Source organism: Streptomyces sp. CBMA123 (assembly GCF_014596465.1).
In the GTDB taxonomy this organism is placed as follows: Bacteria; Actinomycetota; Actinomycetes; order Streptomycetales; family Streptomycetaceae; genus Kitasatospora.
The window spans coordinates 14,535-33,869 of record NZ_MECK01000626.1 but is presented as its reverse complement, the minus strand read 5'-3'; the positions used below and the strand labels follow the sequence as shown (position 1 = coordinate 33,869).

12 protein-coding genes and 2 pseudogenes are annotated in these 19,335 nt (G+C 76.1%); 5 read left to right on the top strand and 9 right to left on the bottom strand.

What is annotated here, in order from left to right:
• The 7 genes and pseudogenes from BG452_RS42305 to BG452_RS42275 all read right to left on the bottom strand — a co-directional run.
• Positions 1–556, bottom strand: a pseudogene (locus BG452_RS42305) (hypothetical protein); the annotation flags it as partial.
• Entirely contained in the window at positions 553–4,767 is a 4,215-nt protein-coding gene (locus tag BG452_RS42300; protein WP_223243545.1) for a vWA domain-containing protein, read from the bottom strand. The gene BG452_RS42300 and the pseudogene BG452_RS42305, both read right to left, overlap by 4 nt.
• 2 nt (positions 4,768–4,769) lie before the next feature.
• Positions 4,770–5,915, bottom strand: a complete 1,146-nt coding sequence (locus BG452_RS42295) for an ATP-binding protein (RefSeq protein ID WP_188309696.1) — start codon at positions 5,913–5,915, stop codon at positions 4,770–4,772.
• Positions 5,912–11,047, bottom strand: a complete 5,136-nt coding sequence (locus BG452_RS42290) for a hypothetical protein (RefSeq protein WP_188309695.1) — start codon at positions 11,045–11,047, stop codon at positions 5,912–5,914. Before BG452_RS42290 ends, BG452_RS42295 begins: the two co-directional genes overlap by 4 nt.
• On the bottom strand, positions 11,044–11,901 hold the full coding sequence (locus BG452_RS42285; RefSeq protein WP_411293099.1) for a DUF4132 domain-containing protein: 858 nt from the start codon (positions 11,899–11,901) through the stop codon (positions 11,044–11,046). Before BG452_RS42285 ends, BG452_RS42290 begins: the two co-directional genes overlap by 4 nt.
• A gap of 275 nt (positions 11,902–12,176) precedes the next feature.
• Positions 12,177–12,959: an ABC transporter ATP-binding protein gene (locus BG452_RS42280; protein ID WP_188309694.1), complete on the bottom strand. Its 783-nt coding sequence runs from the start codon at positions 12,957–12,959 to the stop codon at positions 12,177–12,179.
• Positions 12,960–12,985: 26 nt separating this feature from the next.
• Positions 12,986–14,008 (bottom strand): iron-siderophore ABC transporter substrate-binding protein, encoded by a 1,023-nt coding sequence (locus tag BG452_RS42275; RefSeq protein WP_188309693.1) that lies wholly within the window; start codon positions 14,006–14,008, stop codon positions 12,986–12,988.
• 108 nt (positions 14,009–14,116) lie between these two features.
• Between BG452_RS42275 and fhuB the strand changes: the two genes are divergently transcribed.
• The 4 genes and pseudogenes from fhuB (at position 14,117) to BG452_RS42265 (ending at position 18,122) form a co-directional block, all read left to right on the top strand.
• On the top strand, positions 14,117–16,276 hold the full coding sequence (gene fhuB / locus BG452_RS46735; RefSeq protein ID WP_223243544.1) for a Fe(3+)-hydroxamate ABC transporter permease FhuB: 2,160 nt from the start codon (positions 14,117–14,119) through the stop codon (positions 16,274–16,276).
• Positions 16,246–17,457: an enterochelin esterase gene (gene fes, locus BG452_RS46730; RefSeq protein ID WP_411293100.1), complete on the top strand. Its 1,212-nt coding sequence runs from the start codon at positions 16,246–16,248 to the stop codon at positions 17,455–17,457. Before fhuB ends, fes begins: the two co-directional genes overlap by 31 nt.
• Before the next feature lie 110 nt (positions 17,458–17,567).
• Positions 17,568–17,675: pseudogene (locus BG452_RS46725) on the top strand (DUF397 domain-containing protein); the annotation flags it as partial.
• A gap of 66 nt (positions 17,676–17,741) precedes the next feature.
• Positions 17,742–18,122, top strand: coding sequence for a hypothetical protein (locus BG452_RS42265; protein WP_223243542.1), 381 nt, complete (start codon positions 17,742–17,744; stop codon positions 18,120–18,122).
• Between the two features lie 60 nt (positions 18,123–18,182).
• Here the strand turns inward: BG452_RS42265 and BG452_RS42260 are convergent, their stop codons facing one another.
• Positions 18,183–18,734, bottom strand: a complete 552-nt coding sequence (locus BG452_RS42260; protein ID WP_188309692.1) for a YceI family protein — start codon at positions 18,732–18,734, stop codon at positions 18,183–18,185.
• 121 nt (positions 18,735–18,855) lie between these two features.
• Positions 18,856–19,119 carry a Uma2 family endonuclease gene (locus tag BG452_RS42255; protein ID WP_188309691.1) on the bottom strand — a complete coding sequence of 88 codons (264 nt, stop codon included), beginning with the start codon at positions 19,117–19,119 and terminating at the stop codon, positions 18,856–18,858.
• On the opposite strand from BG452_RS42255, the gene BG452_RS42250 reads away from it, so the two are divergent.
• Complete coding sequence (locus tag BG452_RS42250) at positions 19,114–19,332, top strand: hypothetical protein (protein ID WP_188309690.1); 219 nt, start codon at positions 19,114–19,116, stop codon at positions 19,330–19,332. The two genes, BG452_RS42255 and BG452_RS42250, sit on opposite strands and share 6 nt — an antisense overlap.
• Positions 19,333–19,335: the final 3 nt, after the last annotated feature.

Genomic DNA, 19,335 nt, shown 5'->3' with positions numbered 1-19,335 from the left:
GCAGCAACTCGGCCTGCGAGACCGCGCCCGCCCCGCTCACCCCGGCGGCCAGCAGCGCGCAGGCGGCCCGGTGGAGGTGCCGGGCTGCGGCGAGTTCGGACGGGGCGAGGGCGGCGGGGGCTTCCGGGGCTCCGACGGGCTCGACCGGTCCGGACGCCGTCACTGCCTCCGCTGTCTCTGCCGTCTCTGCTGTCTCTGGCGTCTCTGCCGCCCCGGTCACCTCCCCCGGCTCGACGGCGTCGACGTCCCCGGCCAGTGGGCAGAGGGTGACGGCGGCGGCGCGGTGGACGCAGGCCGGGGCCAGCAGGCAGCCGCAGCGCACGTCGGCCGGGTCGGCGACCACCCCGCCCGGGGCGTGCAGGACGAGCAGGCTCTCCTCGTCCACCCGCACCCGCCACTTGTCGCCGGCACGGCCGAGCGGCTGCTGCGCCAGCTTCGCGGCCGCACCGTCCAGCCGCTTCTGCAGCCGGGCGCTCAGCCCGGACACCACCTCGGCGACCACCTCGGGCCGGACACCCGGCCAGCCGTCGCCCTGCGTCGTCCGCGTCTCGTTCATCGCACCTTCTCCCCCACCCAGCGGGCCAGTTCCAACGGGCTCAGTGCCGCCACCGGCATACCGGCCGCGACCAGCTGGCCCGCGACCGACGTCGAGTACCGGGCCGTCCCGGTGTCGTCCAAGGCCGCGCAGCCGAGCAGGTGCACGCCGGAGTCCACCAGCGCCCGGGTCTGGGCGATCAGCCCGTTGACCGGACCGCCCTCCTCGAAGTCGCTGACCACCGCGATCAGTGTCCGCGACGGCACCGTCACCAGCTCCCGCGCGTAGCGCAGCCCGGTCGCGATGCTGGTGCCGCCGCCGACCCGCACCTCCAGCAGCAGGCTCAGCGGATCCGCCACCCTCTCCGTCAGGTCGAGGACCTCGGTGGAGAAGGCGACGAAGTGGGTGCTCAACGAGGGCACCCCGGCCAGGATCGACGCGGTGAGCGCCGCCCAGACCGTGGAGGCCTCCATCGACCCGGACACGTCCACCACCAGGATCAGCCGCCAGTCGTTGGCCTGCCGCGCCCTGGTGCGGAAGACCGGACGTTCGGGGACGATCACCGTCCCGCCGCCGTCCGGATCCAGGCGGGCGGTGGCCAGGTTCGCCCGGATCGTCCGGTGGAGGTCCAGCCCGCCGCCCGGACGCCGGGACGGACGCGGCACGCTGATCCCGGTCAGCGCCGGACGCAGCCTGGTCGCCAGCTCACGGCTCAACTCGTCGACCAGCCGCCGCACCAGCGGGCGCAGCCGGGCCACCCGTGCCTCGGGCAGGCCGCCCGCGTGGTCCAGCACCGTCCGCAGCAGGTCCACCGACGGGCGGACGGCGGACGGGTCGATCGCCTCCAGGACGTCCGACCGGCCATGGGCGACGGCCGTCGCCAGGACCTCCTCCCGCACGCCCGGACCGAACAGCGCCTCCAACTCCTCGGCCCACTCGCGCACCCCGGGGAACGGTGCCTCGCGGCCACCCCGCCCACCGCTCCGGTCGTCCAGGCCCGGACCGGAACCCTCACCGTGCCCGCTGCCGTACAACTCGTCCAGCGCGGTGGCGAGTCGGGCACTACGGCCGGCGAGGCCAGCCCTACCCGGGCGGCCCAGCAGCAGGCGCCAGCGCTCGGCCGGAGCGAGGGCGTGCTCCGAGCACCGTGGCTGCCCGGCGGACGGCGCCGGCACCGCCCCCGACACCGGAACCGGTTCCGGCTCCGGCCCTGGCTCAGGCTCAGGCTCCGACTTCGACTCCGGCTCGCTGTGCCCGGCGGCGGGCGGCAGCAGACCGCGGCCGGCCAGCAGCCGGCGGGCCGCCAGGTCAGCGCGGACCCAACGGGCCACCAGGGCGGGATCGGTCTGCTCCGGCAGCTCGGCGAGCCGGGTACCGAGGCGCTCCTCGACCAGGGACAGCAGTCGGTCGCGGGCGGCCGGGCTGAGCGTGTCGAAACCGCCCCGCAGCGCGGGCAGCCGGTCCAGGAACGCGGCGTCCGGCAGCGAGCCGACCCGCTCCAGCACCGGTTCGAGCGCCTCGGGCGCGCTGTCGAACAGCCCCTCCGCGGCGGTCAACACCCCGACCAGCGACCGCCCGAGCACCTGCCGCGCCCGAACGTCCGTCGCGCCGTCCACCCAGGACGCGGCCCGCCCGCCGAACACCCCGGCCGGCTCCAGCCCGAGCAGCACCCGCACCGCCCCGGCCGCCCCCCGCACCAACGGGCTCCCCCGCTCGGCGAGTTCACCCAGCACATACCCCAGCCGCACCCCGCCCAGCCGATCCGCCCGCCGAGCCAACTCCACCAACGCCCGTGCGTCCGCCGGATCGTCCGACCCGCCCAACCCCTCCACCTGCCGCACCGCCACCGCCGTCAGCACCTCCACCGCCATGTCGACCGGCGATGCAGGGCGCGGCGGCGTGGCCGCTGCCTCCGGCGCCGCGTCGAGCGGGGGCACCGGGCCCGACGGCCCGAACACGGCGCCCCGGGGCGGAACGGCCGACACCTCGCGGTCCTTGGCGCCGGCGGTCAACCGGCCGGCAGCTGCGTCGAGGGGCGGTACGAGCCCTGACGGCCCGCCGACCGGACCGGAGGCCCACACGGCAGGCAGCGCGCCGCCCTGAGCGGCGACTGCCGGCCGACCGTCAATCGCCGCACCTGCGACGTGCGTTGACCGGCGCCCGGCGACACCCGCGCCGTCCGAGGCTGCCGGGACGACAAGCGAACCGGCGGGCGCCGCCGCTCCGACGAGTCCGAGCGGGGAGCCCGGCACGGCAGCAGCCGGAGAGGTGGAAGAGAGTCCGACGTCAGCTGAATCGCCTGCGACAACCGCCCCGACCGGCAGGACCACGGCATCACCCGGGCTACCTGCCACCGCCACACCGGCGGGCAGGGCCTCAGCATCACCCGGGCCGCCCGCCGGCACCGCGCCGGGGGGCGGTGGTTGGGGGGCGGGGCCGGCGTGGATGGGGGCGATGGGGAAGTGGCCGGCGGTGAGGCGGTCCAGGAGGGTGAGGGCGGCGAGGAGGTCGGGGAGGGTGGCGGTGGCGGGGAGAGTGGTGGTGAGTTGGGTGAGGCGGGTGGTGGTGAGGGCGGGGAGGGCGCAGGAGGCGGCGGCGGTGAGGCCGTCGATGATCTCGCGGGGGGTGGGGTCGTCGGTGAGGCGGCTGCGGAGGGTGCCTTCGGCGGCTTGGGCGGGGGTGACGCCGCGGGCGCCGGCGACGGTGAGGAGGGCGGCGACGGTGGGGGTCCAGTGCAGGCGCCAGCGAGCACCGAGGGTTTCGGTGCCGCCCGGGCCGGTGGCGGGGACGGGGTCGGCGTAGGGAACGCCGCAGGCCGTGAGGCGGTGGAGGAGGATCTCGCGGCGGCGGTCGAGGGGGCTGCGCAGCGGGTCGAGGCGCAGTTCGCGCGGGCCCGGGTCGGTGGGGCCGGGGAGGCCGAGTTCGGTGAGGAGGGTTTCGACGGCGGGGGCGAGTCCGCTGCGCGGGGCGGCGGGGGTGGGCTGCCCGGTGCGGGTGCCGACCAGGACCTGTTCGAGGGCGCGGGCGACGGCCCGGCCGCGGCCGAGGGGTTCGCCCTGGGCGAGGACGGTCTGGACGGCTTCGACGAGTTCGCCGCGGCCGGGGGCGGCGTGGCCGCGCAGCCGGGCGAGGTCGCCGGCCAGGCGGACGATCTCGCGGGCGTCGGCGGGGCCGGAGGGGTGGTCCTGGGTGCGCAGGGCGGCGCAGATCCGGACGGCGGTGGTGGTGAGCGCCTCGGTGAGGCGGTCCGGGTCGCCCGCGGCGTCGAGGACGGTGTGCTGCCACTCCGGGTCGCGGATGCCCGCCGGGTAGCCGGAGCGGGCGTCCAGGAGCGGGTAGGTGTACGGGATCAGGGAGAGCACGTGGCCGGGGTCGTCCTCGCCGGGCGGCCGGTCGGCAGCGGTGGGCCCGTCGAGCAGCGCGGGGGCGTGGAAGGAGCCGACGACCACGGCGATCCGGCGCCCGTCGGCGGCGGCGGCCCGGATGCGGGTGCGCATCCAGGTTTCGCGGCGCAGGTCGTACGGGTCGACGCCGGGGCCGGCCTCGGCGTCGTGGCGCAGGGCCCAGCCGACCGCGAGGGCGGCGCGCCGGACGGCTTCGGGGGTGGAGCCGGGGGCGGCGGTCTCGACCAGGCGGTCCCAGAGGTCCTCGTCGGAGTCGCGGCCGGTGAGGCGGTGGCGCAGCGCGTCGGCCACGCCGGGGGTGTCGGGGCCGTCGGACGGGCGGCGGCCGTGGGTGCCGTCGGTGCCGGTGCGGTGGGCGAGCGGGAGGTCGCAGGCGATGGCCTCCACGCCGTTGCGCCGGGCCCAGCGCAGGGCGACGAGTTCCGGGGAGAAGTCGGCGAAGGGGTAGAAGGCGAGCCCGCCGGAGTCGTCGGACGGGTCGGCCGGGGCCGCGGCGAGGGCGACCGGGGCCCGGGTGTCCTCGTCGGCGAGCCGGTCGAGCCAGGGCTGGAACTCGGCGGGCAGTTCGACCAGGACGGCCTCGGGGCGGGCGGCGTCGAGCAGCGCGGGGAGGACCGCACTGAGGGAGGGCGCGTGGTGGCGCACGCCGATCAGGTAGGGCCCGGGACGGTCGGTGCCGGAGCCGGCCAGCCGGTCCGTCTCGGCGCGGACGTCGGGGTCGGTGCCGGTTCCGATGTCGGTGCCGGTTCCGACGTCCGGGCCGGTTCCGACGTCGGGGCCGGCCCCGAGGGAGTCGTCCGGGGTGGGCTTCACCGCGCTGCTCGTCATCGTCAGGCCTCCAGTGCCGAGCGGAGGTCCCACAGGGTGCGCCAGGTGGCGGCGCCCTGTTCGGCGCGGCGGCGGACCGGGCCGTCCCAGTAGCCGAGCAGCCGGGCCGCGTCCGCCGGGTCGTCCTTGCGGACGACGCCGAGGAGTTGGCCGGGAAGGCGGCCGAGGAGGTCGCCGCCGTCGGGGAGGTAGGCGGCGGTGACGCCGAGTGCGGTGGCGACGGAGACGGCTTCGGCGGTGCTCATCACGGTGGACGGGCGCTCGACCTCCCAGCCCTCGGTGGAGCGGCCGGTGCGCAGGTCACGGAAGGCGGTGACCAGCGCCTCCAGGACGGCGTCGTCGACGGCGTAGCCGGCGCCGGCCCGGGCGACGGCGACGGTGGACTGGCGGCGGACCAGCTCGACCTCGGCGGCGAGGCTGCCGATCGGGCCGACCGTCTCGAAGTTGAACCGCCGCTTGAGGGCGGCGGACATCTCACTGACGCCCTTGTCCCGCAGGTTGGCGGTGGCGATCAGGGTGAACCCGGCGGCGGCGTGCAGCTGCCCGTCCGGGCTGCCGGCCAACTCGGGGACGGCGATGCGGCGTTCGGAGAGCAGGGAGACCAGGGCGTCCTGCACCTCGGGCAGGCAGCGGGTGACCTCCTCGACCCGGGCGACGGCCCCGGTGGTCATCGCGGTGAGCACCGGGGAGGGGACGAGGGCGTCGCGGCTGGGGCCCTTGGCGAGCAGCAGGGCGTAGTTCCAGCCGTACTTGAGCTGGTCCTCGGTGGTGCCGGCGGTGCCCTGGACGGTGAGCGCGCTGGTGCCGCAGACGGCGGCGGCGAGCAGTTCGGAGAGCATCGACTTGGCGGTGCCGGGTTCGCCGACGAGCAGCAGACCGCGTTCCCCGGCGAGGGTGACGACGCAGCGTTCGACCAGGGCGCGTTCGCCGACGAACTTGGGCTCGATGGCCAGGCTGCGGCGCCCGGCCTTGAGCTTCTCGCCGCCGCTGCCCATGACGAAGGTGACGACGGCGCGCGGGGTGAGGCGCCAGCCGGGCGGGCGCGGGCCGCTGTCGTGGGCGGCGAGGAACTCCAGTTCGGCGGCGTGCTTCTCCTCGGGCGGGACGATCTGCCGCGTTGCGGTGGTGGTGGTCTCGGTGCCGGTCATCGGCGGGCCTTCCTGCGCTTGCTGGTCTGGAGCTCTTCGTAGCCGGGGGCGTCGCCGTCGAGGGTGCGCTGCCAGGCGCGGGCGAACAGTTCGGGGACGGGCAGCTGCGGCAGCGCCGGCCGGTGGGTGGGCAGCGGGTAGAGGGCGGCCTTCCAGGTCTCCACCGGCAGGGCGGGGGACTTGGCCTCCTGCCAGCCGCCGGGCAGGAAGAGGGTGCGGCCGGCCCGGGCCCGCTTGGCCTCCAGCACCAGTCCGTCGGCGGCGGCGAGTTCGGCGCGGGCCCGCTTGAGCCGGGCGGGCTTCCAGCCCGTCCAGCGGGCGGTGTTGCGGTCCGTCGGGTCGGGCAGGGCGAGCAGTTGGAGGTAGAGCGCGGCCGCGTCCTCGCCCAGGCCGTGGGTGCGGGCCGCCTCGGCGACCAGCTCGGGCGCGCTGAACTGCGGGTTCTGCAGCCAGGTCTGGCCGTCGGCGGTGGCCGGCCGGGCGGCGGGGGCGACCAGGCGCTCCGGTTCGCCGTCCAGCACGGAGCGGACGGCGGTCAGGTCGTTGACGATCCAGTAGCCGTCGCCCAGGCCGAGGAGCAGGTCGAGCAGCGGGTCGTCGGGGCCGGTGAGGCCGGCGGGGCGCAGCCAGACCTGTTCGAACTCGGCGTGGTATGGGCTGAGAACGAGCGCCGGGCCGCAGCGGACCAGGCCGTCCGGGTCGGCGCCGCCCTCGGCGGGCAGGCCGAAGTGTTCACGCAGGACGGCGGACACCGGGGCGCCCTTGGCGGTGCGGACCAGGCCGAAGCCGATCAGCAGCTCGGGGTCGGCGAGCCGGTCGCGCAGCGCGGTGGCCGTCCCGGCCAGCGGCGGGCGCAGCGGGCTGTCGGCCGGCAGGTGGTAGGCGAGCCAGCGCAGGGCATCGATCGCGCCGGTGAGGGCGGCGGGGACGGCGCTCGCGTCCTCGGGCTCCAGTTGGGTGACGCCCCGGCCGCTGTTGGTGTTCAGCCGGTAGGTGGTGGTGCGGGTGAGCCATGGCGCCCGGCCGGGGTTGAGCATCTCCTCGATCTGGCTGATGGACACGCCCCGGACGCCGGGCAGGACGTCCTCGGGGAGGGTGACGAGCTGTCCGAAGTGCCGGTTCCAGACCGCGGCCGCGGCCTGGACGTCAGGGCCCTCCGTCCACAGCCGCTTCGGGTCGTCGGTGGGCAGCAGGGCGCCCCAGACGTCGGCGATCGCGTGGTGGGCGTGCGCGCGCAGCCAGGCGTGGGCGGCCTTGACCTCGGCGGCCTTGAGGCCGTGTTCGGCGGGCACCGCGACCGTGCCCCAGTGCAGGAGGCCGGGGGGCGGGCAGAGCAGCAGGGTGGCGCGGGCGGTGCCGATGCCGGTGAGTTCGGCGAAGGCGGCGGCGTGGGCGGGCTGCCTGGGGACGGTGCCGCGCAGGGCGGCGACCCGACAGAACGTGGCGACCCAGGCGGCGCTGACGCGCTCCTCGGTGCCGCGCTCCTCGACGGTGGTGAAGTGGGCGACGGGACCGAACTCGCCGCTCGGGTCGTGGTCGACGGCGCGCCAGTGCACCGTCCCGTCCTCGTGCTGGTAGCGGTAGTCGAGGATCACCACGGTGCGGTCGCCGTGCCGCAGCACCTCGCCCTGCCGGTAGGGCTCCGGCCGCCGGCCCTTGGCGCGTTCGTCCGTCTCGGCGAGGACGACCTGGCGCAGGGTGGCGCCGCGGTCGGCGAGCGGCCCCCTGGTGAGCTCGCCGAGCAGCAGGACCAGTGTGGAGCGGTGCGCAGCCGTGGTGAGCGGGTTGGCGACGGCGTGGGCGAGGACGTCCACCCGGCCGAGCAGGTGCCGCCAGCCGTTGTGGGCGTCGCCGCCCCGCAGGGTGACGGTTCCCTGGGCGGTCCAGCCTCCGTCGGCCGCACCGCCGTCGGCTGCGCCCTCGCCGGCCCGGCCCTCGCCGACCGGGACGGTCGGGGCCACGAGCGCGGCGCTGACGGCCCGCAGGTTGTTGAGCACGTGGTACTGCGCGGGCGTGCCCCAGCTGTTGCCGAGGCCGGCCGTTTCGGGCAGGACGGCACCGACCGCGTCACGCAGCTGGTGGTCACGGCCGTGGTCGGGACGGAACTCGGCGGCCGCGGCCTTGCTGGGCCGCTCGGCCTCCGGCTGCGGGAGGAACCGGGCGACCCGGTCGAGCAGGTCGGCGGCGGTGCGGGCGAACCCGGCGACGCCGGCCAGCAGCAGCGGGTGGGTGATCCCCGGGAGGGCGGCGCCGACCGCCTCGACCGGCAGGCTGCCGCGGGCCTCGCCGTGCTGGGCGAGCGGGCGCCGCACTCCCTGGACGGTGAGCCAGCGCTGCTCGTCCGCCGGGAGGGGTTCGGTGTCGACGGGCCAGGCGAGGTCGATCAGTCGGGCGGCCTGCTCGGTGGTCAGGGCGCGCAGCACCCGGGAGCCCGCCTCGTCGCGGGGCCGCAGGGCGTGCCAGTGGTCGTACGGCGGGATCAGCGCGGTGCCGGCGGCGGACAGCTCGCCCGACCGGCAGGAGCGCACGCCCGCGGTGCGGTCCGCGCCGCCCGCGAGACCGGGCAGGTTGAGGAAGAGGAACTCGCCGGTGCGGGTGACCACCGGGCCCTGCGCGCCGGGCAGGGCGAGCCGGCCGACCGGGACGATGTGGGCCTGGGTGTCGTCGCGCCCGTCCTGCGGCAGGACGATGCGCTGCCCGTCGGCGGTGAAGGTGGTGACGGCGCGTCCGGCGTCGCGGCGGACCCAGCTGCCGAGCACGGTGCCGTCGGTGCCGAGCGGGGTGCCCTCCAGACCGGGCTGCAGCGGCAGCAGGCGGGTGCTGTCGAGGACGAGCCGGCCGGCCGCCGCGGTGGCGGCGATCACCGGCGGTTCGGCGGCCCGGCCCAGGGTGCCGGTGGCCGGGTCGAGTTCGTGCAGGACCGCGGTGCCGTCCGGGGCGTGGCGCACTGTCCAGTGGCCGGTGCCGTCGCCGAGGACGGGGTGTGCCTCGGGCAGCCGGGTGTCGCCGGGGTGCAGCGGGCGGGCGCCGGTGGTGCGGCCGCCGCCGGGCAGCGGGAGGGAGGTGTCGTCGGGGTGGCGGTCGCCGTAGTGGTAGCCGGCGATGCTGCGGCCGGTCAGCTCGAAGACCTGCTCCGGTCGGCTGGACCAGTAGGCCTTCTGGCCGCCGGCCTCCTGCCAGACGACGAGGAGTTCGCCGTCGACGAACCGCAGCCGGGGCCGGTTGTACGTGCCGGGCAGCGGGGGCACCCGCAGGGTGTGCTCCAGCAGGATGCCGTCCGGGCCGACCACGAGGGCCCGGTCGTGGCGGGCGAGGACGAGGTGGGGCCAGGCGTCCTCGACGATCAGGTCGTCGAGGCCCTGGCGGCGGTGGCCGGGGGCGGTGCGCGGGTGGGCGTCGGGGGCGGGCGGGTCGGCGAGCCGGGCGAGCGCGTCCTCCAGGGCGGGCCAGCCGAGTTCGTCCAGGATGCCGGCGCCGAGGGCGCGGGTGAGCAGCCCGGTGACGTCGAGCGCGGCGATCTTCTCGGCGGCGGCCGGGGCGACCGTGCGGATGGCGGTGCGGTGCAGGGTCAGCGAGCGGACCAGGTCGTCGGCGCCGACCAGGCCGCGGATGGTGGCGAGGTCCTCGGCGCGCTCCTCGGCCCACTCCCGGAACAGCTCGTTCAGCAGCGGCAGGGCGGCCGACTGGTGCGTGACGGCCGGCTCCCAGGCGGCCGGGGCGGCGCGGCGCAGCAGCGGCCGGAAGCGTGCGTCGGCGGCGACGGCGGCGAGTGAGGCGCCGGCCGCACCCGGCCGGCCCTCCGTGCCGCTCTGGGAGACCCACTGGCGCAGGTCGAGGCCGAGGCCGGCCGGCGGGTCGGCCACCGGGATGCCCGCGGCGAGCAGGAGTTCCAGCAGGTCGATCCGGGTAAGGCTGCCGTTGGTGCCGGTGAGGAGGTCGACCGGGACGGCGTCGGCGCGCAGCCGCTCGACCATCCGCCCGGCCAGGGCGACGGTGTCCGGGCAGCTGGGCCTGTTGCGGTAGCCGCGGCCGAGGTGGTGGCACCAGCGCTGCAGCCAGGCGGCGGCGGGCTCGGCGCCCTCGGCGCGCGGGCCGGTGAGGAGTTCCTCGGCGCCGGTGTCGGCGAGGACCGCCAGCCAGGCGGCGTCCTGCGCGGCGGCGTCGGTGCCGCCGGTGGCCGGGTCGGGCAGCAGCTCCAGCAGTCGGGTGCGGATCTGGGCGTCGCGGCGGCCCAGTTCGACGAGGGCGCCGTGCCAGGACGTCCAGAACGCGGCGGGCGCCCGGTTGACCGCCGGGGACTCCAGCAGCTCGGCGAGCAGGGCCTGTTCGTGCTCGGCGCGGTCCAGCCCGGCGGCCCGAATCAGCGCTCGGGCGTCCTCGGCGACCCCGGCGTACGGGGCCATGCCGGCCGCGGAGCGTTCGGTGCACAGCTGGCGGAAGCGCTGCCAGGCGGTCTGCGGGTCGAGCCGCCGGGCGAGCTCCTTGACGTACTGGCGCAGGGACTTGACGGTGAGCGCACCGGCCAGGGCGAACTCCAGGAAGACGGCGCGCAGCCGCTCCTCGTCGACGGGCAGGGTGTGGGTGCGCTCGGCCTCGCGGGCCTTGCCGAACCAGGCGGCGGCGTAGGTCTGGTTGCCGTGGGCGAGGAAGATCCGGCCGACCTCCTCGCAGAAGGTGGGCAGGAAGTGCGGGACGGCGCGGCCGAGCCGGGTGGCGAGCTCGTCGAAGCCGTCCTTGGCGGCGCCGGGCTTGGACCGGGCCTGCCGGGCCAGCCGTTCCAGGTCCTTGACCAGGGCGAGCGCGTGGTGCCCGTTGGCGGGGTCGTGGACCAGCGCCCAGGCAGGGAAGCCGAGCGCCTCCTGGCGGACCTGGCCGACCTCGGCGGGCTCCCCGTCGGGGGCGAGGCCGAGGAACTCCAGCGCGAGGTCCTCGGCGGGGCCGAGCGCGCCGGGGACGAGCCGGACGATCCGGCGGCCGTCGAGGGCGGGGTGGGCGTAGCCGCGGGCGGTGAGCACGTCGGCGGCGCTGTCGGGGCGGCCGGCGTCGGGCAGGGTGCCGGAGGGCAGGACGGCGCCGGCGTCGAGCAGCGCCTCGGGCGTCGCGGCGCCCTGGTGCGGGACGGTGGTGGTCATGCGGCGTCCTCCCCTTCGATCGTGCGGCCCGCGTACAGGGCGGCGGCCATCCTCATGCCCTCGGACCAGGCGACCGGCCCGACCTCGGTGAGCGGCAGGGACCGGCCGTCGGGGCCGGCCCAGCTGAGCGCGCCCGTCTCGCAGGCGTCGTACTCGTAGTAGTCGCCGACCCACACCCGGGCCTCGACAGTGCGGCCGCCCTCGGTGATCGGCTGGACGGCGGAGCCGCCGCGGACCCGGCAGCCGAGCCGGGTGCAGCGCCCGACCAGCTCGCGCAGTTCGCGGTAGCGGCCGCCGGCGTAGGTGCTCAGCCCGGTGCCGGCCGGGGGCTCGGCGGGCCGGTGCCAGACCTCGCGGTAGAGCTGCTGGACGCGCTGGGAGACGCCGAGTTCGACGGCGAACTCGCGCAGGTCGTCGAGGTCCGGGAGCAGCACCGGGTGGGGTATCAGGACCTCGCTGTCGGTGAGGCGCACGGTGTCGCCGTCCAGGTCGACCAGGCCGAGGCCGCGCTCGGCGTCGGCGTCGCGCAGGAAGCCGGCCACGGCGCCGTCCGCGCCGGTGACCACGACGTCCCGCAGGACGGCCTGCCAGGCCTCGTCCGGCCAGACGGCGGCGAGCACGGCGGCGGGCACCGGCAGCGAGCGCACCATCCACCGCTCGACGTCCTCCTGGCAGCGCCGCTCGTGCGCCGCGAGCCACTCGGCGAGCTGCTTGAGCTGGGTGACCACCGGGTCGTCACCGAGCTTCGACGGAACGGTTTTGAGCTCGCGGCCCGCCGCGTTGCGGCACACCACCCTGCCCGCTCCGTCGAGCGCGACGCGGTACCCGCCCGCGCCCGTTTCCACCCATGCCACGGCCGTACTCCTCCCACCGGGAACGTCGTCCTGGTCACCCTGCCGACCAGCGATGCGAGGAACGTAGCGAGGGACACTGACAACCCGACGGGCGGGGGGAGGCCGCTGGTGGGCGGGCGAGCCGAAACCACTCGAACGAGTGATCGATCGGGCACGAGGGGGCCGCCTTCGGGCACCTCGCCACCGGACGCCCGGACCCCCGGACACCTCCGCCACCGGACACGCGCAGGCGGCGCCACCCCGGGGGTGGCGCCGCCGTACCGGCAGCCGGCCCGTCAGCCCCGCGGCGCCCGGGGCACGATGACCGGGGCGCCGTCGCCCGGCGCGGCCAGGACGTGGCTGTCGATGTCGTACAGCGCCCGCACCAGCGGCGCGTCCACCACCTCCCGGGGCGGCCCGCAGGCCACCACCGCCCCGCCCCGCAGGGCGACCAGCAGGTCGGCGTAGCGGGCGGCGGCCGCGAGGTCGTGCAGGACCATCACCACCGTGCGCCCGCCCGCCGCGACCTCCCGGACCAGTTCCAGCACCTCCACCGCGTGGCCGAGGTCGAGCGCGCTGGTCGGCTCGTCCAGCAGCACCACCGGGGCGTCCTGGGCGAGCACCATGGCGAGCCAGCAGCGCTGGCGCTGGCCGCCGGAGAGCTGGTCGAGGCGGCGGTCGGCGAGGGCGTCCACACCGGTGGCGCGCAGGGCCTCGGCGGTGAGCCGTTCGTCGTCGGGCGACCACTGGCGGAACAGGCCCTGGTGCGGGTGGCGCCCGTAGCGGACCAGCCCGGCCACGGTGACCGCCTCGGGCGCCTGGGGGCTCTGCGGGAGCAGCGCGACCCGGTGGGCGGCCCGGCGCGGGCTCAGCCGCCAGATGTCCTCGCCGCCGACCAGGATCCGCCCCCCGTCGGGCCGGTGCAGCCGGGCCACCGCCCGCAGCAGGGTGGACTTGCCGCAGCCGTTCGGGCCGACCACCGCCACCACCTGCCCGGCGGGCACGGTGAGGTCGATGCCGCCGAGCACCGGGCGGCCGGGGCGGTACCCGGCGGTGACGCCCTGGATCGTCAACTCCATCTCACAGCCCCCGGTTCCAGCCGCGCTCAGGATCCGGCCAGGGCCTTGCCGAGGTCGCCGATGACGACGTCGGCCGCCAGCGGGCCGCCCCGGGTGGACCAGACCGAACCGTCCACGGTGACGGTGTGGTCGTTCCTCACCGCGGTCAACTGCCGGTAGGCGGGCTTGGACTGGACGTCCTTGAGCGCGGCCTTGCCGTCGTCGGTGAGGGTGGACAGGAACAGCCAGTCGCCGTCGATCTCGGAGAGCTTCTCCAGGCTGAGCGCCGGGCTGTGGGCGTTGCCGTCCTTGTCCTGGACGGCCGGGCGGGTGAGGCCCATGTCGAGGGCGACGCCGCTCGCGAACTGCTTCCTCTCCATCCAGCTCGGGCCGGTCGGGTTCCAGCGGACGATGGAGACGGCGGCGCCCTTGTTCTTGCCGAGGTCGGCGCCGGCCCTGACGGCCTTGGCCTGGTAGTCGTCGATCACCTTGTCGGCCCGGTCGAGCTTGTTGACGGCGTTCCCGATGCCCCGGAAGGCGAGCTTCCAGTCATCGGTGGGCGCCATGGTGACCAGGGTGGCGGGGGTGATCTCGCGCAGCTGCTTGAGCACCTGCTCGTCCTGCATGTCGCCGGCCAGGATGAGGTCGGGCTTGGCGGCGATCACCTTGTCCATCACCGGCTGCAGCAGGTTGCCGACCACCGGCACGCCCTGGACCTTGTCCTTGAGGTACGCGGGCGGCTCGCCCAGCCCCTGGCCGTTGGTGATGCCGACCGGCTTGACGCCGAGGGCGAGCACCGCGTCGAGGTCCTCCTGGGTGAGGGTGACGATCCGCTGGGGCGCGGCGGGGACCTCGACGGCCTTGCCGGTGGCGTCCTTGACGGTGCGCTTGCCGCCGTCGGCCGCGTCCGCCGCGCTGCCCGGGGCGGCGGACGCGGAGTTCGAGGACTTCTCGGAGTTCGAGCCCGAGGAGCCGCAGCCGGTGAGCAGGAGGGCGGCCGCCCCGGTGACGGCCAGCGCCCGGGCCGCGTGGCGGCGGGTGGGGCGGAGCGGGCTCTGGGCGTACGGCATGGATGCCTCCGGGGCGGGGGTGGTACGGGAGTTGGGTGGCATCCGGGCAGCCGGGCAGCGCGGCGGTGCCCCACGGGACGCCCCCGTTGATTAGGTTAGCCTTACCTTATGACATCGTCGCACGTGGACGTCCACGAAGCGTCCACCGCCACCGCGCCCGACGCCCCTCCCCCACCGGCCCGGGCCCTGCGGGGCGGCGCCTGGGCGGTCGCCGCCGGGGCGGTCGCGCTCCTGCTCGCGCTCACCGCGCTGTCGCTGTCGGTCGGCGCCGGCGAGGCCGGCGCCGGACGGGTGCTGGACTACCTGCTCGACCGCCACGGCGCCCGCGCCGACGGCCGGCTCGCCCTGGTCGTCGGCGAACTGCGACTGCCCCGCACCCTCACCGCCCTGCTGGTCGGCGCCGCCCTCGGCGTGGCCGGTGCCCAACTCCAGTCCGTCACCCGCAATCCGCTGGCCGAGACCGGCCTGCTCGGCGTCAACGCGGGCGCCTCGCTCGGCGTCGTGCTCGGCATCGCCGTGCTCGGTGTGCAGACCTCCTACGGGTACCTCGCCTTCGCCTTCGGCGGCGCCGTCCTCGCCAGCACCCTGGTCCTGCTGATCGCGGGCAGCCGGGGCGGCGGCTCCCCCATGCGACTCGTCCTCGGCGGCTCCGCCGTCGGCGCGACCTTCGGCGGCATCACCGGCGTCCTCATCGTCAACTCACCCGAAGCGTACGACCGTTACCGGGTGTGGGTGCTCGGCTCACTGGCCGGGGTGGAGGGCTGGACGACCCTGCGCCGGCTCGCCCCCGTCCTCGGCGCCGGCTTCCTGCTCGCCCTGCTCACCACCCGGCCGCTCACCGCGCTCGCCCTCGGCGACGACCTCGCCCGCGGCCTCGGCCACCGCCCCGGCGCCACCCGCGCGGCCGTCGCCGTCGCCGTCACCCTGCTCACCGCCTCCGCCGTCGCCCTGGCCGGGCCGATCTCCTTCCTCGGCCTGCTCGCCGGCTTCCTGGCCCGCGCCCTCGCCGGGCCCCGGATCGGCCGACTCACCCTGCTCGCCGGGCTGTTCGGCGCCGCCGTGCTGACCGGCGCGGACGTCCTCGCCCGGGTGGTGGCCCGGCCCTTCGAGGCGCCGGTGTCGGTGATCGTCGCCCTGGTCGGCGCCCCCGCGCTGATCGCCATCGTCCGCTCCCGCCGCTCCGCCGCCCTGGCGCTCAACGACCCCGGCTCCGACGCTCCGCCCGTCCGGCGATCCGAACCACGCCCGGTGCGACCGGACTTGGTGCTGCGCCACGGAGCCTGGTCGCTGCTCGTCCCGCGCCGGCCCCTGCTCGCCGGACTCGCCCTGGCCGCCGGGCTGCTCGCCGCCGTGGTCGTCTCCGCGCACGCCGGGCAGAGCGAACTCGGCCTCGGCCGCACCTTCCAGGCCGTGTTCGGCCACGGCGAACGGCTGGACGTGCTGCTGGTGCAGAAGTTCCGGCTCGGCCGGATCGTCGCCGGACTCGCCGCCGGCGCCGCCCTCGGACTCGCCGGCTGCCTGACCCAGACCCTCGCCCGCAACCGGCTGGCCACCCCCGAACTCCTCGGCGTCAACGACGGCGCCACCGCCGCCGTCCTGATCTCCGCCACCGCCTCCGGCACCTTCGGCGCCTGGTGGGCCGGACCGCTCGGCGCGCTGGCCGCCGTCCTGGTGGTCGCCCTGGTATCCGGCGGGCTCGGCGCGCGCGGCTACCGGGTGCTGGTCGTCGGGCTCGCCATGTCGGCGCTGGCCTCGGCGGTCATCCAGATCGCGCTGGCCCGGCGCTCGCTCAACTCGGCCGGCTCGCTGTACGTCTGGACCTCCGGCAGCCTCAACGGGCGGGACTACGCCATCGCCGCGCCCGTCCTGATCGGGCTCGCCGTGCTGGTCCCACTCGCCCTGGCGGTGGCCCGCCGGCTGGCGGTGCTGCGCTTCGACGACAGCGTGGCCGCCTCCCTCGGCGTCGACCCCGCCCGGGTCCGGCTGCTCTGCCTGCTGCTGGCCGTCACGCTCGCCGGGCTCGCCGTCGGGGTCTGCGGGCCGGTCGGCTTCGTGGCGCTCGCCGCGCCGGTGATCGCCGCCCGGCTGGCCGGACCGGCCCGGGTCCCGGTGCTCGGCTCCGCGCTGACCGGTGCGCTGCTCGTCGTCCTCGCGGACACCCTGGGGCGGGTGCTGATCGGCGGGGTGGAGATCCCGGTCGGCATCGTCACCACCGTGCTCGGCGGGCCCTTCCTGCTCTGGGTACTGCTCTCCCGCCGAACCAACTGACGAAGGAACGAACGAAGTTGACCACCTTCCCGCTGATCGCCCCCGACCCCGACGACCCCGCGTACCGGCTGGTCACCTTCGTGTCCACCGCGCAGGACTGCGACGGCGTGCTCGCCCTCGTGCACACCGTCACCGACAAGGACCGGCACGCCGGAGACCTCACCCCGCACCTGATGCGGCGCCGGGGTGGCCGCTGGGAACTCACCCACCGGCTGCGCGCCGACCACCGCGCCTCCTACCAGCTGCACCCCTTCCACGGCCCGACCCCCGGCACCACCCGGGCCGACTGGCTGCACGTCCTCGACCACGCCCGCCCCGACCCCCACGACACCGAACCCCGCCTCCCGGCCCGCGACGGCCGCCACCCCTCCTCGGTGCTCAGCCTGCCGGAGGCCCCCGCCCAGCCGTACGTCCGGCGGCGCGAGGACGTGCCGCGCGGGCGCACCGTCCGCCACACCGTCGCCGGGCGGCGGGTCGACGTCCACCTCCCGGCCAGGCACCTCCCGGCCGGACACGGCGCGGGCCCGTACCCGGTGGCGCTGCTGCTCGACGGCGAGCTGTGGGGCGAGGTGCTGTCCGTCGGCGACACCCTCGACAACCTGGTAGCGGACGGCGCGATCCCGCCCACCGTCACCCTGCTCGTCCACACCATGGGGCCGGGACGCCCCGACGACCTCAGCTGCAACCCGGCCTTCGTCGACCTCCTCGCCGACCGCCTCCTCCCCTGGGCCGGCGCCGAGTTCGGCGCGACCACCGACCCGCGCCGCACCGTCGTCGCCGGCCAGAGCGCGGGCGGCCTCACGGCCGCCTACGCGGCCTTCCGGCGGCCGGACCGCTTCGGCAACGCGCTCTCCCAGTCCGGCTCCTTCTGGTGGCCGGACGAGACGGAGTTCGACGAGGGCAGCGAATGGCTGACCCGCCGCTTCGCCGTCGAGCAGCGGCGGGAGGCCCGGTTCTACGTCGAGGTCGGCCTCCAGGAGTGGATGCTGCTCACCCAGAACCGCCACCTGCGGGACGTCCTCACCGCCCGGGGTTACGACCTCCACTACCGCGAGTTCAACGGCGGCCACGACTACGCCTGCTGGCGCGGCGGCCTCGCCGACGGCCTGGCCCACCTGCTGGGGTCACCCGTGGGGACGGTTCCGACCGGTCCGCACACCTCCGAGCCGCCGGGCGCCTGACGTCGAGGGCCCCACCGATGACCACGGGGGGTCAGCGATGAACACGTCCTCGTCCGCCACGCCACCGTCGATGTCCCGGCAGGACCGAGGCGACCAGATCAAGCTCCGGCGGCACCGAGGACGGCGCCTGCGTCGAGGTCGCCCTCGCCCCGGGCACCATCCACCTCCGGGGCTCCAAGGACAGGACCGACCCCCAGCTCGCCTTCGGCCCGGACGCCTGGGCGCACTTCGGCTTCGACCAGGCCCCTGACGCCGCTGCCCGCGTCGACCTCGGCGGCGGGCGGGTGCTGGAATGCCTGGCCACCCCGGGCCACCACGAGGCGGCCGTCACCTACTACGACCCGTGGACCGGCTTCCTGCTCACCGGCGACACCGTCTACCCCGGCCGGCTCTACACCGACGACTGGCCCGCCTTCGGCCGCACCGTCGAACGCCTGGTCCGCTTCGCGGAGAGCCGCCCCGTCACCCACGTCCTCGGCTGCCACATCGAGATGACCCGCGAGCCCGGCGTCGACTACCCGATCCGCACCACCTACCAGCCCGAGGAACCCCCGCTCCAGCTCACCGTCGGCCACCTGCACCGCATCCGCGCCGCCGTCGCCGAACTCGGCGACCGGCCGCGCCGGTACGCGCTGGACGACCTGATCCTCTGCCCGAACGACTGAGGCCCCGGCACGACCGGGGCCCCGGCCGCCGCGTCGGCGACCGGGGCCCCGCACCTCGGACTACTTCTGCTTGATCGCGGAGATGTCGAACTCCAGGACGACCTTGTCGCCGACCAGCACGCCGCCGCCCTCCAGCGCCGCGTTCCAGGTCACTCCGTAGTCCTTGCGGCTGATCGTCACCGAGCCCTCCAGGCCGACCCGCAGGTTGCCGTACGGGTCGACGGCGTTGCCGGTGTACTCGAAGTCGATGTCGATCGAGCGGGTGGTGTCCTTGATGGTGAGATCGCCGGTCACCCGGAACTCGGTGTCGGACTTCGCCGCGACCGAGGTGGAGCGGAAGGTGATCTCGGGGAAGGTGGGGGCGTCCAGGAAGTCGTTGGCCCGCAGGTGCTGGTCGCGCTGCTCGACGCCGGTGTCGATGCTCTCGGCCTTGATCACCACCTGGCCGGTCGACCGCGACGGGTCCGCGCCGTCCAGGTGGGCGGTGCCCTCGAACTGGTGGAACGCGCCCCGGACCTTCGTCACCATGGCATGGCGCGCCACGAAGCCGATCCGGGAGTGGGCGGGGTCGAGGACGTAGTCCCCGGTGAGGTCGGGGAGCGAAACGGTCATGGGTTACCTCCGCGTTGGCCTGGGTCCTGGCGTCAGTCTGCAACGTGTCAGTCCAATGCAGTACCCCCCGCCCGCCGCGCGGAGCCGCCCGGCCAAGTTCCCGCCAACGGACGAAGGCCGGTCAGTCCCGATAGGGGACGAGCCGCGCGAGGTCCAGTTCGAAGCCGAACGGCTCGGGGATCCGGATCGTCTCGCCGAACTCCCGCTCGGTGCGGGTGTGGTACCGGTCGCGGTTCGGCTCGGAGAACAGGGTGACGGTCTTCTGGCGTGGGTCGATGATCAGATAGAGCGGAAACCCCATGCGCGGGTAGTCGCGAACCTTCCCGGTCCAGTCGTTCTCGGGGTTGGAGGGGGAGACTGGATCGCCCTGGTGGTCGGCGTGCACTTCTTCGGTCTCGCGGCCGCCTGGCGCAGGCCCGCGCTGCGCACGCTCGGCGCGGGGATGGCGGGGTGCGGGGCGCTCGGGCTGGTGCTGGCGTTCTGCGGTGCCTCGGCGGCCGTGGTCGCCCTCGTGGCGGGAATCGCGCCCGGGCTGATGCTGCTCGGCTCGGTGTGGTGGTCCGGCCGGGCGGTGGTCGCGCCCGGCCGGACGGGGTGATGC